This window comes from Terriglobales bacterium (assembly GCA_035543055.1).
Taxonomy (GTDB): Bacteria; Acidobacteriota; Terriglobia; order Terriglobales; family Acidobacteriaceae; genus JAIQFD01.
Genome location: DATKKJ010000081.1, coordinates 1 through 16,578, shown reverse-complemented (window position 1 = coordinate 16,578; position 16,578 = coordinate 1). Strand labels below are relative to the sequence as shown.

Here is a 16,578-nt window from a genome sequence, read left to right as displayed (position 1 = left end):
GGGTAGAGAAGCGCGTCAGCGCGTCTCCTATTCGATTCAGCCGCCCAGGATTTAGAATCACGCGCCGGAGGTGCACCGCATGCGTCACCGCATCCTAGCCATCAGCGCCATCATCCTGTTGTTGTCCATGCCATCGCTCTCCCAAGCCACATCCGAACGGAAGCCTGCGCCCAAGACTGCCTCAGCTCCAACCGTGGCCGAAGCCGAGAAGTTCATCACCGACGCCGAGACGCAGTTGCTGGAGCTGGCGATCAAGTCCAGCCGCGCCGACTGGGTGAACCAGAACTTCATCACCGACGACACGGAAGCGCTCTCCGCCGATTACAGCAGCCAGTTGATCGGCGCGACCACGAAATGGGCAACGCAAACCCCGCGCTTCGACGCCCTGGCGTTGACGTCGCAGGTGCGCCGCAAGATGCGTCTCTTGAAGCTTTCGCTGCCCATGCCCGCCCCCAGCAACGCCAAGGAGCGCGACGAACTCACCAAGATCGTGGTCTCCATGCAGTCGGACTACGGCAAGGGCAAGTATTGCCCGCCGTCCACGCCCGACAAGTGCCTCTCCCTGCCCGAGATGGAGAAGATCATGGCCGATCCTGCGACCAGCGCGGACGAGTTGAGAGCGTTGTGGGTGGGCTGGCACCAGGTGGGCGCGCCCATGCGCCAGCGCTACTCCCGCTTCGTCGAACTCTCCAATAAGGGCGCTCGCGAACTAGGGTTCGCGGACACCGGCGCGATGTGGCGCTCTAACTACGACATGCCGCCCGATGCCTTCGCCGCCGATCTGGAGCGCCTCTGGCAGCAGGTTCGGCCCCTGTATCTTTCGCTGCACTCCTATGTTCGCGCGCAGCTAAGCAAGAAGTACGGTCCGAACGTTGTGCCGCCCGATGGCATGGTCCCCGCCCACCTGCTCGGCAACATGTGGGGGCAGGAGTGGGGCAACATCTATCCCCTGGTCGCGCCCGCCAGCGCCGACAAAGGCTACGACCTGACCAAGCTTCTGGAAGCGAAGCAGACCACGCCCCTCCAGATGGTGAAATACGGCGAGGGCTTCTTCACTTCGTTGGGTTTCGCGCCCCTGCCCCAGACCTTCTGGGAACGCTCCCTGTTCGTGAAACCGCGTGACCGCGACGTGGTCTGCCACGCCAGCGCCTGGGATCTCGACTCCCAGCAAGACGTGCGCCTGAAGATGTGCATCCAGGTCCGCGACGAGGATTTCGTGACCATCCATCACGAACTGGGGCACAACTTCTATCAGCTTGCCTACCGCAAGCAGCCCTATCTCTTCCAGGACAGCGCCAACGACGGCTTCCACGAGGCCATCGGCGACACCATCGCGCTCTCCGTCACCCCGGACTACCTGGTGAAGGTGGGACTGCTGCCGGCGCTGCCGCAGACCTCCAGCGACATCGGCTACCTGCTGAGGGAGGCGCTCGATAAGGTGGCGTTCCTGCCCTTCGGCCTGCGCATCGACCAGTGGCGCTGGAAGGTCTTCTCCGGACAGATCAAGCCTGAGGATTACAACAAGAGCTGGTGGGAGATGATCAACAAGTACCAGGGCCTCTCGGCGCCGGTGCCGCGCAGCGAAGCCGACTTCGATCCCGGCGCCAAGTACCACGTCCCCGCCAACGTACCCTACACCCGCTATTTCTTGGCGCGGATCTATCAGTTCCAGTTCTACCGCGCGCTGTGCAAGGCCTCGGGGTACACCGGGCCGCTCTACAAGTGCTCGTTCTTCGGCAACAAGGCCGCCGGCGAGAAGCTGGCCAAGGCGCTGGAGATGGGCAAGAGCCATCCATGGCAGGACGTCATGTTCCAATTGACGGGCGAGAAGGAAGCTGACGCATCCGCCATGATGGAGTACTTCGCCCCGCTCAAGCAGTGGCTCGACGAGCAGAACAAGGGCCAGAAGATCGGCTGGTGAAAGGGCACGGCTTCAGCCGTGCCGCCCGGACGCGATTCTCGATTGAGTCCGGCTTCAGCCGGCCTTTTTCTTCTTGGAAGATCTATCCAAGAAGGCGGGCTGCGTCTTTGGCAAAGTACGTCAGGATGATGGAGGCGCCTGCCCGCTGGATGGATTGTAGCGACTCCAGCATGATGCGCTCCTTGTCCACCCAGCCGTTCTGCGCTGCGGCCAGGATCATGGCGTACTCACCCGAAACCTGGTAGGCGGCCATGGGCACGTCGAAGCGCTCGCGAGCGGCATGGATCACGTCCAGATAGGGAAGCGCGGGCTTCACCATGACCATGTCTGCGCCCTCATCCAGGTCGAGTTCGATCTCGTGCAGGGCCTCGCGCAGGTTCGCCCCATCCATCTGGTAGGAGCGGCGGTCGCCGAACTGCGGCGCCGAATCGGCCGCTTCGCGGAAAGGCCCGTAGAACCCGGACGCGAACTTGGCGGCATACGCCAGGATGGGGATGTTGACGAATCCGTTCTCGTCCAGCGCCTTGCGGATGGCGGCCACCCGTCCGTCCATCATGTCGGAGGGCGCGATGATGTCCATGCCGGCGCGCGCCTGGGAAACCGCGGTCTTGGCCAGGATCTCCAGGCTGGCGTCGTTGACGATCTCGTAATCGGCCGCCACCGCCGGTGGAGCTGCCGCGGCCGCGCCCAGCGACTGGACGGGGCCGCTCTTGCGCACGATGCCGCAGTGTCCGTGGCTCATGTATTCGCACAGGCAGACGTCGCCGATGACCATCAGCCCCGGAACGTCGCGCTTGATGGCCCGAGTCGCCTGCTGCACGATGCCGTCTGCGGCCCATGCCCCCGTCGCCATCTCGTCCTTCGACTCGGGCAGGCCGAACAGGATGACGGCCGGAACCCCCAGCGCCTTGACCTCGCGGGCCTCTTTCGCCGCTTCATCGACCGACAGGTTGAAGACCCCGGGCATGGAGCGTACTTCTTTGCGCACCCCCTCACCGGGGCAGACGAACATGGGATAGACGAATCCCTCGGGAGTAAGGCGGGTTTCGCGCACCAACGACCGCATGGCCTCGGTCCGCCGAAGCCGCCGCATTCTGGTGATAGGAAAGGCCATAGCAGCTTCATTCTAGCACCGGCTTTGGCCTCGAAATGCGTTCTAAGACGCGATTCACGCGGCTTGCAGGTACCTTTGTAACTATTGATTCGACGGCATTTGTGAGTAAGATGGCGCTCAATGTCGCTGTCTGTACGAGCCAACCCGTGGCTCGTCCTGCCGATGGTTCTGGTCGGCGTCTATGCTGTGGTTTCGCTCACAGCCACGCCGAGTTACGCCCTTACCGTCTTCGGCGACCTCGCCCAGGAAGTGATGGCACTGACTGTGTTCGCGGCCATGGCCGCGAACATCCCCCGCGGCAAGGGCCGGGACCGCCTGTTCTGGGTGATGATGGCCGTGGGCTGCGCGTTCTGGGCGGCTTCCCAGGGACTGTGGGTGGCGTACGAGGTCTTCATCCGCCGTCCCATGCCTCAGCCGTTCTGGGGCGACGTGATCTCCTTCCTGCACATCATCCCGCTGATGGGGGCGCTGGCGGTCCAACCGCATCTGCGCCAGGGGTCGCGCTTCCTGCGCGTGGGCATGCTCGACCTGAGCATCCTGCTGCTGTGGTGGCTGTACCTCTACCTGTTCCTGGTCATCCCCTGGCAATACATCGTGCTCGATCAGATGAAGTATGGGCGCGCGTACACCACTCTCTCGTTCGTGGAGAACGTGGCTTTCGTGATCGGCGTCGGCATCGTCTGGAGTCGCAGCGCGGGGATCTGGCGGGTGGTGTACAAGCGGCTCTTCCTGGCCGGCCTGCTCTATTCTCTGAGTTCGACCCTGGGGAACATCGCGGACTACGCTCACAAGTACTATACCGGCAGCGTCTACGACATCCCGCTGCTGGTCGCGGTGCTGGGCTTCATCTGGGCCGCGGCGGGCGCCCGCTCCCGCGACGTGCGGGAAGAGAATCTTTCCGTGATCAGCGAACAATATGGGGTCTGGCCGGCGCGGCTGGCCATGGCGGCGGTGCTCTCCATGCCGGTGGTCGCCATGTTCGACATCGCCACCATGCCGCAGCCGCTGGCCGTGCGCAATTTCCGGCTGGTGCTTACCCTCGCGGCCATGCTGCTGCTGGGCGCCCTGGTCTTCATCAAGGAGCACCTGATGGACGAGGAGTTGCTGCGCCTGCTCGACGATTCGCGCCGTTCCTTCGAGGACCTGAGCCGGCTGCAGGACCAGCTGGTGCACACCGAGAAGATGGCCGCGCTCGGGCAGCTCGTCTCCGGCGCCGCTCACGAGATCAATAATCCCCTGGCCGCCATCCTGGGTTATTCCGAACTGCTGGGCTCGCAAAAGGGTCTGCCGGAGGAGGCGCGGGGCATGGCCGAGAAGATCGGGCAGCAGGCCCGCCGCACCAAGACCCTGGTCGGTCACCTGCTCAGCTTCGCCCGCCAGTCCAACACCGAGCGGACGCTGCTGAATGTGGACGCGGTGGTGAACAATGCGATTACCCTGCGCCAGATGGACCTGGGCAAGAACAACATCCGCATCGAGCGCGTCAGCCAGGCGGAACAGCCCTACATCCTGGGGGATTCCAACCAGTTGCTCCAAGTCTGCTGCCACGTCATCAACAATGCGGTTGACGCCCTGCAGGAGACCGGCGGAGGCACCATCATCGTGCGCACCGCCCGCCAGAACGGTGACGTCACCCTGGAGATCTCCGACAGCGGGCCCGGCATCAAGGACCCGCAGCGCATGTTCGATCCCTTCTATACCACCAAGCCGGTGGGCAAAGGCACCGGCCTGGGGCTGAGCGCCTGCTACGGCATCGTGCGCGAACACCGGGGGGAGATCACCGGCTTCAATCGCCCAGGAGGCGGGGCCACCATCCTGATGAAGTTCCCCGCGGTCGCCCAATCCCTGCTCGATTCGGTTAAGCCCTAGCCAGTTGTGGCGCGGCCAGGCGTATCGCCCGCGCGTGACCATACCGGCAAACTGCCTGATACCATGAATCCCTATGTCCGCCCTGGCGCACACCAGCGCCCGCCCGCTGGAATTCGATGCCCTGCGGGAGATGCTGCGCGGCTATGCCGTATCGGCGCTGGGCAAGGACCGCGTCGCGCGCATCGCGCCCAGCGATGACCGCACCTGGATCGAACGCCAGCAGCAGCTCGCGGCCGAGACTCGTGAATACCTGCGCTGCGGCGGGCGCTTCGACTTCTCCGGGTTGCTCGATCCCACGGACCTGGTGAACAAGTCCAGGATCGAGGGCGCCGCCCTTGACACCGAGGCCCTGCGCAGCATCCTGCTGGTAGTGGACCGGGCTGACGAGTGGCGGCACATCGCTGCCCACCCGCCTTCGCAGATGAAACGGGAGTTCGCCGCCGTGGCTGAGCTCTCCGCCGGCATCGCCAGCTTCACCGAGCTGCTCCGCTTCCTGCGCAACAAGATTCTCCCCGACGGCACGCTCGACGACCGCGCCTCCCCCGAACTGGCGCGCATCCGCCGCGAGGTCGAGAAGCAGAAGCGCCTCATCCAGGAATCGTTGCGCGGATACCTGCGACGCCTGGCCGAGGGTGGAGCGGTGCAGGACGAGCTCATCACCATCCGCGGCGAGCGCTTTGTGATCCCGGTGAAGGCGGAGCAGAAACGCCGTGTCAACGGTGTGGTGCACGGCGCCAGCTCGAGCGGGCAGACCGTGTTCGTCGAGCCCCTGGAGACCATCGAGCAGAACAACGACCTGGTGCGCCTGCTGGAAGAGGAGCAGGCGGAGATCCATCGCATCCTGCTGGAGATGACCGCCCGGGTGCGCGACCAGGCAGATGCCATCCTGGCGGCCGCGGACGTGCTCGCCGAGCTCGAGCTGCAGTTCGCCAAAGCCCGCTTCGCCGAAGACTACGACTGCGTCGAGCCCATCTTGTGTGGGGACGGGAACCGGCCGAGCGAACCTCGCCTGGTTCTCCGCAACGCCCGCCATCCCCTGCTCGAGCGGAACCTCAAGCCGAAGGGCGGCCGCATCGTGCCCATCTCACTCGAGCTCGAGAGTAACCGCCGGCAACTCATCATCAGCGGCCCCAACACCGGCGGCAAGACGGTGGCATTGAAGACGGTCGGCCTCCTGACCTTGATGGCGCAGGCCGGCGTACCGGTGCCGGCGGGATGCGCCGAGTTGCCTGTATTCGACGCGGTCCTCGCCGACATCGGCGACTACCAGTCCATCGAGCAGAACCTCTCGACCTTCTCGGCGCACATTACCAATATCGACCGCATCTCGCGTACCGCGACCGAGCGCTCCCTGGTGCTGCTCGACGAACTCGGTTCGGCTACCGATCCGGCCGAGGGCGCGGCGCTGGCGGTCGCCATCGCCGATTACTTCTGTCGGCGCGGGTGTGTCAGCGTGATCTCCACCCACCACACCGCGCTGAAGGTCTACGCCGCGAACACCGACGGAGTGCTCAACGCTGCGGTCGGCTTCGATGAGCGCACCTTACAGCCCACCTACGAGCTGAAGATCGGTGTGCCAGGGGCATCCGCGGGCATCAACATCGCCCAGCGCCTCGGCCTCAACCCGGAGATCCTGAAGTCAGCGCGCGAGGCCGCGGGCACGCAGGCCCAGGACGTCGCCCGCTTCCTCGACAAGCTGCACTCCGAGCTGCGCGAAGCCGAGCAGGAGCGCTTCCGCCTGCAGACCCGCGAGGAAGAGGTCGCGCGCGAGAAGAAGCGCCTGGAGGCCGAGGGGTTGAAGGAACAGCGCGAGCGCGTCCGGGAGATGGAGAAGAAGCTCGAGGCCGTGCTGCGCGACTTCGAGTACCGTGCCCGCGAGACGGTACAGGCGGTGCAGGAGCGCGCCTCGGCGCTGAAGCTCTCCAAGGACGCCGAGCGCCGCATCGCCAAGCTGCGCCGCGAATTCAAGGAAGAATTCGATTCCGCCATCGTGGCCCACTCCACCGGCGCCGACCGCGGCGATCCCCACGCCCGCCCCTCCGAGGTCAAGCACGTGTCGGAGGGCGACACCGTCAGGCTGAAGTCCCTGGGCCGCAACGCGGTCATCAAGCGTAAGCTCGACGACCAGGCCTACGAGGTCGAGATGGGCGCCATGAAGATGCGCGTGCCCAAGGACGACATCGCCGAGATCGTTATCCACGCCTCCGATTCGCCGGTCAAGCAGGCGCGGGCCCGCGGCATCTCGGTGTCGGTGGCGGAGGAGTCAGGCGTGCCCACCGAGATCAACGTCATCGGTGAGAACGTGGACGAGGCTACCCGCCGGGTGGAGAAGTTCATCGACCGAGCTTTCCTGGCCGGCGCCACCCGGGTGCGCATCGTGCACGGCAGCGGCATGGGCATCCTGCGCAAGGCCCTGCGCCAGTACCTGAAGAACCATCCCCAGGTCGCTTCGGTGACCGAGCCAGCGCAGAACGAAGGCGGCGGGGGAGCGACGGTGGTGGAACTTCGGATCTGACAAACCAACGACAGGTCAGATTGCAGAAGTAAGAATGCAGGACTAGTGAAGACCATCACTTCTGCGATCTTCGTTCTTCGATCTGACTTGTTTTTCCGCCGCCATCCACCGGCAAGCACCGGATATCCACAGTAATTCCACAACCGGATTCCGATTTCTGGTGCGCGGCGCCGTTCATTAGACCAGAATCCAAACGGAGTAGTCTGTCCGATGGCTAACCCCGGCGATTTCGCGTACACCCTGAAACAGCAGGCGGATATCGTCCGCATCGTCGGCGATTACGTGAAGCTGAAGAAAGCCGGGGCGCAGAATTTTTCCGGGCTTTGTCCCTTTCACAACGAGAAGACGCCGTCGTTCTCCGTCCACCAGACCCGCCAGTTCTATCACTGCTTCGGCTGCGGGGTTTCCGGCGACGTGTACAGCTTCGTGCAGAAGATCGAGAACATCACTTTCCCAGAGGCGGTGCGCCTGGTGGCGCAGAAGCTTGGCGTCCCCCCGCCGAAGCAGACCTACGATTCGCCCGCCGAGGCCAAGGAAGCCAAGCTGCGCGGGGCGCTGGTCGAGCTGCACGAGAAGGCCTGCGTGTTCTTCGAAGAGCAACTGCGCCGCCCGGAAAGCGCCCAGGCGCGCGAGTATCTGAAGAACCGCGGCCTGACCGAGGAGGCCATCAAGATCTTCCGCATCGGCTACGCGCCGGATTCCGGCTTCCTGTTGCGCGACCGCCTGAAGGGCCAATACGACGAGGAGCTACTCAAAGTATCCGGCTTGTTTTCCTGGAAGCAAACGGAAGAGAGTAGGGGGCCTTCGACTCGGGCTGAAGCCCTCGCTCAGGATGACAGGGGCAGGGGTTCTCAGCCAGCGACTAGCGACCAGCGACCAGCGACCCTCTACTCCAAATTTCGTAACCGCGCCATCTTCCCTATCTCCAACGAGTCGGGGAAGATCATCGCCTTCACCGGCCGCACCCTGGCGACGGACGAGAAATCCGGCCCCAAGTACCTGAACTCGCCCGAGACCGCCATCTACTCCAAGGGCCGGGTGCTCTACAACCTGGACCGCGCCAAGGAAGCCATCCGCAAGCTCGACAGCGTGATCCTGGTGGAAGGCCAGATGGATTGCATCTCGGTGTTCATGGCGGGGCAGCACAACGTGATCGCCAGCTCCGGCACCGCGTTCACTGAGGCGCAGGTGCGCCTGCTCGGCCGCTACACCAAGCGCATCATCGTCAATTTTGACCCCGACACCGCGGGCGCCGCCGCCGCCGAACGCTCGTTGGCCATGCTGGTGGCTGAGGACTTCAGCATCAAGGTCGCGACTCTGGAGCCGGGCTTCGACCCTGACCTCTACGTCCGTAAGCAGGGCAGGGAAGCCTACGTGAACTTGCTGCAACGCGCGCCCAAGTACTTCGACTACCTCATGGAGCGCGCCATGAAGCAGTTCCAGCCTCGGTCCCCGGAGGCCAAGGTGAAGGCCCTGAACTTCCTGCTGCCCCACATCCAGCGCGTGCCCAACCGGATCGTGCGTGACGAACTGGCCAATGACATCGCCCAGAAGCTCGGCATCGATTCCGCGCTCCTGCGCCAGGACTTGAAGCATGCGGCAGCGACCCGCGCCGCGTCGGTGAAGGCGCCGGCCGAGGCTCAGCTTACCCAGGCGGAGCGGATCATCATCCGCGCTCTTGCCTCTTCCACCGCCATGAGCAGCGAGACGCCGCACTCCGACCGCTCCGGCGAGGACGGCATCCCGGACCTCTGGCGCCAGGCCGAGTTCACCCTCACCAGCGAGGGCCTGCACCGCGGCCTCGCCGCCGAATCGCTCATCGAAGCACTGCTCAAGGCCGAGGCCGGCGCCGATCCCATGACGCTGGAGCTTTCGGAATCCGATCGCCGGCTCCTGGCCGCCACCCTGATGCAGGAGGCCGAGGAACTCACGATGGAGTTGGTGGAAGAAGCGCTGGTGGCGCTACGTCGCCGCCGGCTTGAGCGCCAGCAGCAAGAGGTGAAGCACCAGATCGCCCAGGCGGAGCGGCAGAACGATGCGACTACTCTCAACCGCCTGGTGCAGGAGAAGCTGCGCATCGACCGCGAACTGGCGGCCCGCTTGCGGCAATGAATTCGGCTTGAGAAAATTTCGGCTTTGGGACGAAAACCTGTGAAACCATCTAAGCTATTGAATCGTCTAATAGTTAACAGGATTCAGCGGGCGAACGGACGAACTGGTCGGCAGCGGTATTTCTGTGAAAACGCAGTCTAATCTGCTAACATTAAAGGGTTTCGGCGCGTGCGGCCTACTCTCTCTTTCTGCTGCCTTGACATACCGTAGCAGTCCCTCGCCTGCACAGAGGATTCCTATTGGCTCTCGACGATAAGTACGACGATATCAAAAAGTTGATCGACGTTGGCAAGGAGAAGGGTTATCTCACCTACGACCAGGTGAACGACCTTATCCCCGGCGACGTCCACTCCCCCGAGGACCTCGACGACCTGCTCACCACTATCGGCACCCAGGGCATCGACGTCCTGGAAGGCCCCAAGGGTCTGCCCTCCGCCGAGATGGCGAAGAAGTTCGATCAGGAGCTCGAGGCCGGCGAGGACGTCGAGCTCGATCTCACTCCCGGCGCCCTGGAGAAGACCAACGACCCAGTCCGCATGTACCTGCGCGAGATGGGCACGGTCCCGCTGCTCACCCGCGAGGGCGAGGTGGAGATCGCCAAGCGCATCGAGCGCGGGCAGCTGCGCGTGCTCAAGGCCCTCTCCCGCTCCCCCATCATCATCCGCGAGGTGATGGCCATCGCCGACGACCTGAAGAAGGGCGTCCGCAGCATCAAGGAGATCGTCGTATTCGACGAGGAGGAGCTCACCGAGGAGATCGTCCTCAACCGCATCAAGGAGACGACCTCCCGCATCGACGAGCTGGCCAAGCATTACAAGAAAGCGCAGCAGCTCGCCGAGAAGCTGGCCGGCCTGAACCAGAAGAAGAGGCCCAAGGATTACCGGCGCTGCAGCTGGAACCTGGGCCGCGAGCAGGTGGGCATCTCGCTCATCATCCGCCAGTTCGCCTGGACCAACCCCGAGCGCAAGCGGCTGATCGAGAAGGTCAACAAGACCGTGGACGCCATGCGCGCCCTCGACCGCCAGGTCAACAACCTGGAAAAGAAGATCGAGGCCACGCGCAGCGAGGACCTGAAGAAGGACTACCGCAAGCAGCAGCGCCAGCTCCGCAACGACCTGGAGGACATGGAGCGCGAGGCCGGCGTGGACTTCCAGGAGCTCCGCCGCACCCAGCGCGACATCATCCAGGGCGACATGGATGCGGAGAAGGCCAAGCGCGAACTCATCGAGGCCAACCTCCGCCTGGTGGTCTCCATCGCCAAGAAGTACACCAACCGCGGCCTGCAGTTCCTCGACTTGATTCAGGAAGGCAACATCGGCCTGATGAAGGCAGTGGACAAGTTCGAATACCGCCGCGGCTACAAGTTCTCGACCTATGCCACGTGGTGGATCCGCCAGGCCATCACCCGCGCCATTGCCGACCAGGCGCGCACCATCCGCATCCCGGTGCACATGATCGAGACCATCAACAAGCTGATCCGCACTTCGCGCCAGCTTGTCCAGGAGCTCGGCCGTGAGCCTACGTCGGAGGAGATCGCCAAGCGCATGGACATCCCAGTGGCCAAGGTCCGCAAGGTCCTGAAGATCGCCCAGGAGCCCATCTCGCTGGAGACGCCGATCGGGGAAGAGGAAGACTCGCACCTCGGCGACTTCATCGAGGACCGCGCCGTGGTCTCACCGGCCGACGCCGTCATCAACGTCAACTTGAAGGAGCAGACGGCGCAGGTGCTGCGCACCCTGACCCCGCGCGAGGAGAAGGTCATCAAGATGCGCTTCGGCCTGGAAGACGGCTCGGAGCACACCCTGGAAGAGGTCGGGCAGTCGTTCGCGGTCACCCGCGAGCGCATCCGCCAGATCGAAGCCAAGGCGCTGCGCAAGCTGCGTCACCCCTCGCGCTCGCGCAAGCTGCGTGCCTTCCTCGACGGCGTGACCGACTAGACCAGATCATGAGACGCCCTGACGAGCGTCTCTACCGAGCGGAGATGCTTTTCCGTACAGACGCCTGCCAGGGCGTCTTCTATGTCTTTGTAGGGGTGCCGCTTCAGCCACCGTTAGGGCCAAAATGGAATTGCGGTTTGGCTCGCAAATCCGTGGCCCCAATTTCCTCCCCGTTTTCCTCCCTTTTCCACAGCTAATCCACGAAAGTCACAACTTCTGCACAGACCGAGCCGCCCAGGCTCTTGCCTGCTTTCATGGGCCTGGGGCATCTTGCCACCAACGCGAGCGTGCAGTGTCCGCGTGCGTGGTACGGCGACGGGCTCATGCGTCGGAGGACGATTCAAGGCCCGGACAACGGTCGCGGAACCTTCGGGGATCCGTGATCGCGCCACGCGTCCCGCCCCTGCTTGTGGGCGCAAGCTCACCGATAAGGGCAGAAGGCGAGAGGGCGCCCTGCGCATGCATCCATGGGCGGTAACGTCCGTGGTTGGACATGGACATTTGCACCCAACGGGGCGGTTGCGTGGCTGGCGCAACCGCCTTTGTTGTCTCTGCCCGGTGTCATCCCGAACGGCTTTTTGGCCGTGAGCGACCTGCTGTTGAATCCCATTTCTTGACTTCCATGTCATAATTTCTGCACTGGAATTCTCCGCAGAAACTCCCACCTGCGACACTCGCCGGCGTGTGCATGCAAAACTTTCACCGCGAATTTTGATTTGTGCGCGGTTTTCCGTATCGCATTCACAGGCTTGCTTGGTGTTTAGTCGAACAAACGGTTTCGGGACCTCAGGAAAGTTTTGGCCACCACCGATTACAGTCTGGAACGCGGGCTTCCCTCCAGCGTTGACGCCGAGCGCGCCATCCTGGGCGCCATCCTGCTCGACAACTTCTCCTACAACGAGGCCGCCGAGCAGCTCGTTCCCGACGACTTCTCGCTCGATTCGCACCGCCGCGTCTTCTCCCGCATGATGGAGCTGGCCGAATCCGGCCGCCCCATCGACATCATCACCCTGACCGAGGAACTGGGCCGCCACAAGGAGGTCGAGGCGGTCGGCGGCGTGGCCTACCTGTCGTCGCTGACCGACGGCGTACCGCGGCGCCCCAACATCGAGCACCACGTCCGCATCGTTAAGGACAAGGCGATGCTGCGCGGGCTGATCAACGCCGCCAACAACGCCATTGCCCGGGCACTCGACCAGAGCGACCCCGCCGACGACATCCTCGATTCCGCCGAATCCGCCATCTTCCAGATCTCCGAGAAGCGCCTGGGGCAGGGCTTCGTCGCCATCCCCGAGATCGTGAAGACTTCGTTCGGGTCCATCGACGCGCTGTATGAACGCGGCCAGCGCATCACCGGCCTCGAGACCCATTTCGTGGATTTCGACAACCTGACCAGCGGCCTCCAGCCCTCCGACCTGGTGATCATTGCCGGCAGGCCCTCCATGGGCAAGACCGCGTTCGCCATGAACATCGCCGAGAATTGCGCGGTCATCGGCAACAAGACGGTCGGGATCTTCTCCTTGGAGATGTCGCGCGAATCGCTGCTGCTGCGCCTGCTCTGCTCGCATGCCCGGGTGGACTCGCACAAGCTACGCACCGGCTTCCTGGGCCGAGAGGACTACGACAAGCTGAGCACGGCCCTCAATGCTCTGGCTGAAGCTCCTATCTTCATCGACGACACCCCCGGCATCTCGCTGCACGAGATGCGGGCCAAGGCCCGGCGGCTTGCGCAAAAGCAGCAGCGGCTCGACCTGCTCATCGTGGACTACCTGCAACTGATGTCCGCCGCGCCGGTCGGGGGCAAGCGCTTCGAGAACCGCACCCAGGAAGTTTCCGCCATCTCCCGCGGGCTGAAAGCGCTGGCCAAGGAGCTGCGGGTGCCCGTGCTGGCGCTCTCCCAGTTGAGCCGCGCTCCGGAGAGCCGGGGCGGCGACCATCGCCCGCAACTGGCGGACCTGCGCGAATCCGGCTCCATCGAGCAGGATGCCGACGTGGTCTGCTTCATCTTTAGGGAAGAGGTGTACAAGCCCGACGACCCCGACCTCGACGGCTTGGCCGAGCTGATCATCGCCAAGCAGCGCAATGGTCCCACCGGCAAGGTGCCGCTGGCTTTCATGAAGCGCTCAACCCGCTTCGAGTCGCGGGCGAACGAGGGGTTTGCCGGCGAAGGGATGTAAAGGCTTTACAGGTCGAGGGACGGGGAGTACACTGCCTCGTCCTCCGATAAGAACCAGTCGGACAAACTGCACCGCTGCTGGTGCGTCTTCGCGCCAACAGCGGTCCAAGTGCAGGACCGCAGTTGGGAACACTCCCCCGGGGGCCCGAACGGTACATCGGAGGTTCGATGAAAACGGCCTACGTTCCTGTGGTTCCGCAGTTCGGTGGCGGTCCCTTCAAATCCCTCCCCTTTCGTCCTCTCTGGTTGAGCGGACTCAGCCTTCACGACCGCGGGGTCTTCAGCGCCCTGCTCGACCTTTCCTGGGGCGCGGTGCCCACCTGCTATCTGCCCAACGACCCCGAACAGCTTCGCCAGATCCTGGCCATGCACTTCGGGCACGCGAGTTGGGACAGGCCCATCCCGCCCCAGGTCCTGAAGCTGTTCGCGCTCGACCAGCACAACCACATGCTTTACTTTCCGCCGCTGCTGCACGCCTATCGCTACATGCGCGAGGCCATCGATGCGGAAGAGATCTTCCGCATCCCGGCAGAGACGGTGAATGTGGCCAACGTGCTCTCGGCCGACGAGCGCGGCCAGACCACCCCTTCGGGCCCGTGAGAGGCTGCATCGTTCGGTGCGCGCCGGAATCTGAATACCGATGCCTGGAACGCACCCGCACGTCATCATCATCGGTGGCGGTTTCGGTGGGCTGTATGCGGCGGAGGCCCTGCGCCCCCATCCCGTCCGCATCACCCTCATCGATAAGAAGAACCACCACACCTTCCAGCCGCTGCTCTACCAGGTGGCGACCGCCGGCCTGTCGCCCGGCGATATCGCCGCCCCCATCCGCGGCATTCTGCGCAAGGCCCGCAACGTCGAGGTGCTGCTGGGCGAGGTCGTGGGTTTCGATCTGGAGGCCCGCCGCGTGCGGCTGGCCGATTTCCAGCTCTCCTACGACTATCTCATCGTCGCCACCGGGGCGCGGCACTCCTACTTCGCCCATCCCGAATGGGAGACCATCGCGCCGGGGTTGAAGACTATCGAAGACGCGCTCGAGATCCGCCGCCGCGTCCTTTCGGCGTACGAACTGGCTGAGCGCAATGCGGCGCGCGGTCAGGATCCCGGGCCTCTGAACTTTGTGATCATCGGCGCCGGCCCCACCGGGGTGGAGTTGGCGGGCGCGCTCGCCGAGATCTCCCGCCAGACCCTGCCCCGTAACTTCCGCTTCATCGATCCGGCGCGCGCCCGCATCATTCTCCTGGAGGGCGCTTCGCGGGTGTTGCCAGCGTACCCTGAGGACCTCTCCCGCAGCGCCGAACAGCAGCTTAAGGCCCTGGGGGTCGAGGTCCGCACCGGGACGGTGGTCACAGCCATCACGCCGGGCGAGGTCCGTATCGGAGATACGCGTCTGCCGGCTGCGGTCACGCTTTGGGCGGCCGGAGTGGCAGCATCCCCTCTGGGCAAACTGCTCGGAGCGCCGACCGACCGTGCCGGGCGCGTGCTGGTGGAGGCTGACCTGACCGTCCGCGGCCATCCCGAGGTCTTCGTGATCGGCGACCTGGCGGCGGTCAAGGATACCGAAGGCAAGATGGTCCCCGGGGTCGCGCCTGCGGCCATCCAGATGGGGCGTGCGGCTGCGGCCAACATCATCCGCGACCTGCACGGCGAGGCGCGCCGGCCCTTCCTCTATGACGACCGCGGCAACCTGGCCACCATCGGCCGCGCGGCCGCCGTCGCCGACTTCGGTCGCATCCGCCTCTCCGGTTTCATGGCTTGGATAGCGTGGCTTTTCATCCACCTCTTCTGGCTGATCGGTTTTCGCAACCGCGTTCTCGTCATGATCGAGTGGGCCTGGTACTACTTCACGGCGCAGCGCGGGACCCGGCTGATCACCGACATCGAGCCCCTGCTGCCGTCCACACCGCCCGCCAGCGAAGACAGCCGCCCCGCCGGCACGCCGACTGTATAATCAACACTGACGTGGCCGCATCTTCGGTTATCCCCTCAACGCAAACGATCTCCCGCCGCACCTGGGCCGAGGTTTCGGTCTCCCGCCTCCGCCACAATCTGCGCACCGTCCAGGACTTTGTTGGCCCGCAGGCGACGGTCTGCGCCGTGGTGAAGGCCGACGCCTATGGTCACGGCGCCCAAGGCTGTGCCCGCGCGCTTGAACTGGAAGGCGCCGCGTGGTTCGGCGTCACCTCCACCCATGAAGGCATGCTGCTGCGCGAGGCCGGCATCAAGGGACGCATTCTGGTGATGGCCGGGTTCTTCCGCGGCGAGGAAGAGTACCTCGTCCAGAACAACCTCACGCCCACCATCTGGGACCGCAATCACATCCAGCTGCTGGAAGACGCCGCCGAACGCCTCACCAAGGACAAGGTCAACATCCATCTGAAGGTCGATACCGGCATGACCCGTCTGGGCGCCAACCTCTCCGATCTTCCCGCGCTCGCGGACGCGCTGCGCCAGGCGCGCCGTCTCCGGGTGGAAGGCTTCTACAGCCATCTGGCGTCGGCCGAGGTGCTGGACGCGCCTTCGGTCGAGCAGCAGATCGCGCGCTTCGGGCAGGCTTCGGCGACCATGGTCGAACATGGCCTGACGCCGCAGTTCCTGCACATCGCCAACTCTGCCGCCCTCGCCACCCGCCCCAAGACCTGGATGAACTTCGTCCGTCCCGGGCTGGCGCTCTACGGGTATCACCTGCCGTTCGTCTCCGCCGTCACCGGCGCTCCCGATACCTCGCACGAATTGCCTGTTCTTCCGGTGCTGACCTGGAAGACCCGCGTCATCGCCGTGCGCGACGTGCCCGCGCACACCGCCGTCGGCTATGGCGGCGCCTACGTCACTCCCGCCCCCGCCCGCATTGCCGTGCTGCCCGTCGGATACGCCGACGGCCTGAACCGCCAGCTCTCCTCGCGCGGGCGCGTGATCGTGCGTGGCGACTACGCC

At 64.4% G+C, this 16,578-nt stretch carries 10 protein-coding genes; 9 read left to right on the top strand and 1 reads right to left on the bottom strand.

The window, feature by feature from the left end:
• The first annotated feature begins 79 nt into the window (after window positions 1-79).
• Window positions 80-1,921, top strand: a complete 1,842-nt coding sequence (locus VMS96_06455) for a M2 family metallopeptidase (protein ID HVP43054.1) — start codon at window positions 80-82, stop codon at window positions 1,919-1,921.
• Between the two features lie 82 nt (window positions 1,922-2,003).
• Here VMS96_06455 and hemB read toward each other — a convergent pair whose 3' ends face one another.
• Window positions 2,004-3,035, bottom strand: a complete 1,032-nt coding sequence (gene hemB / locus VMS96_06450; protein ID HVP43053.1) for a porphobilinogen synthase — start codon at window positions 3,033-3,035, stop codon at window positions 2,004-2,006.
• A gap of 120 nt (window positions 3,036-3,155) precedes the next feature.
• Between hemB and VMS96_06445 the strand changes: the two genes are divergently transcribed.
• The 8 genes from VMS96_06445 to alr all read left to right on the top strand — a co-directional run.
• Window positions 3,156-4,904: a HAMP domain-containing sensor histidine kinase gene (locus VMS96_06445; GenBank protein ID HVP43052.1), complete on the top strand. Its 1,749-nt coding sequence runs from the start codon at window positions 3,156-3,158 to the stop codon at window positions 4,902-4,904.
• 73 nt (window positions 4,905-4,977) lie between these two features.
• Entirely contained in the window at window positions 4,978-7,419 is a 2,442-nt protein-coding gene (locus VMS96_06440) for an endonuclease MutS2 (protein HVP43051.1), read from the top strand.
• A 210-nt stretch (window positions 7,420-7,629) separates the two neighbouring features.
• Window positions 7,630-9,531: a DNA primase gene (locus VMS96_06435; GenBank protein ID HVP43050.1), complete on the top strand. Its 1,902-nt coding sequence runs from the start codon at window positions 7,630-7,632 to the stop codon at window positions 9,529-9,531.
• A 239-nt stretch (window positions 9,532-9,770) separates the two neighbouring features.
• On the top strand, window positions 9,771-11,468 hold the full coding sequence (gene rpoD / locus VMS96_06430) for an RNA polymerase sigma factor RpoD (GenBank protein ID HVP43049.1): 1,698 nt from the start codon (window positions 9,771-9,773) through the stop codon (window positions 11,466-11,468).
• A 797-nt stretch (window positions 11,469-12,265) separates the two neighbouring features.
• Window positions 12,266-13,645: a replicative DNA helicase gene (gene dnaB / locus VMS96_06425; GenBank protein ID HVP43048.1), complete on the top strand. Its 1,380-nt coding sequence runs from the start codon at window positions 12,266-12,268 to the stop codon at window positions 13,643-13,645.
• A gap of 167 nt (window positions 13,646-13,812) precedes the next feature.
• Complete coding sequence (locus tag VMS96_06420) at window positions 13,813-14,244, top strand: hypothetical protein (protein ID HVP43047.1); 432 nt, start codon at window positions 13,813-13,815, stop codon at window positions 14,242-14,244.
• Window positions 14,245-14,284: 40 nt separating this feature from the next.
• Window positions 14,285-15,595 carry an NAD(P)/FAD-dependent oxidoreductase gene (locus tag VMS96_06415; protein ID HVP43046.1) on the top strand — a complete coding sequence of 437 codons (1,311 nt, stop codon included), beginning with the start codon at window positions 14,285-14,287 and terminating at the stop codon, window positions 15,593-15,595.
• Between the two features lie 11 nt (window positions 15,596-15,606).
• Window positions 15,607-16,578, top strand: a 972-nt coding sequence (alr, locus tag VMS96_06410) for an alanine racemase (GenBank protein HVP43045.1), incomplete at its 3' end; no start/stop codon positions are given.

Excerpts from the sequence above, each read along its gene's own strand:
- VMS96_06455 (HVP43054.1), top strand. The coding sequence starts at position 80 with ATGCGTCACCGCATCCTAGCCATCAGCGCCATCATCCTGTTGTTGTCC.
- hemB (HVP43053.1), bottom strand. The coding sequence starts at position 3,035 with ATGGCCTTTCCTATCACCAGAATGCGGCGGCTTCGGCGGACCGAGGCC.
- VMS96_06445 (HVP43052.1), top strand. The coding sequence starts at position 3,156 with ATGTCGCTGTCTGTACGAGCCAACCCGTGGCTCGTCCTGCCGATGGTT.
- VMS96_06440 (HVP43051.1), top strand. The coding sequence starts at position 4,978 with ATGTCCGCCCTGGCGCACACCAGCGCCCGCCCGCTGGAATTCGATGCC.
- VMS96_06435 (HVP43050.1), top strand. The coding sequence starts at position 7,630 with ATGGCTAACCCCGGCGATTTCGCGTACACCCTGAAACAGCAGGCGGAT.
- VMS96_06420 (HVP43047.1), top strand. The coding sequence starts at position 13,813 with ATGAAAACGGCCTACGTTCCTGTGGTTCCGCAGTTCGGTGGCGGTCCC.
- VMS96_06415 (HVP43046.1), top strand. The coding sequence starts at position 14,285 with ATGCCTGGAACGCACCCGCACGTCATCATCATCGGTGGCGGTTTCGGT.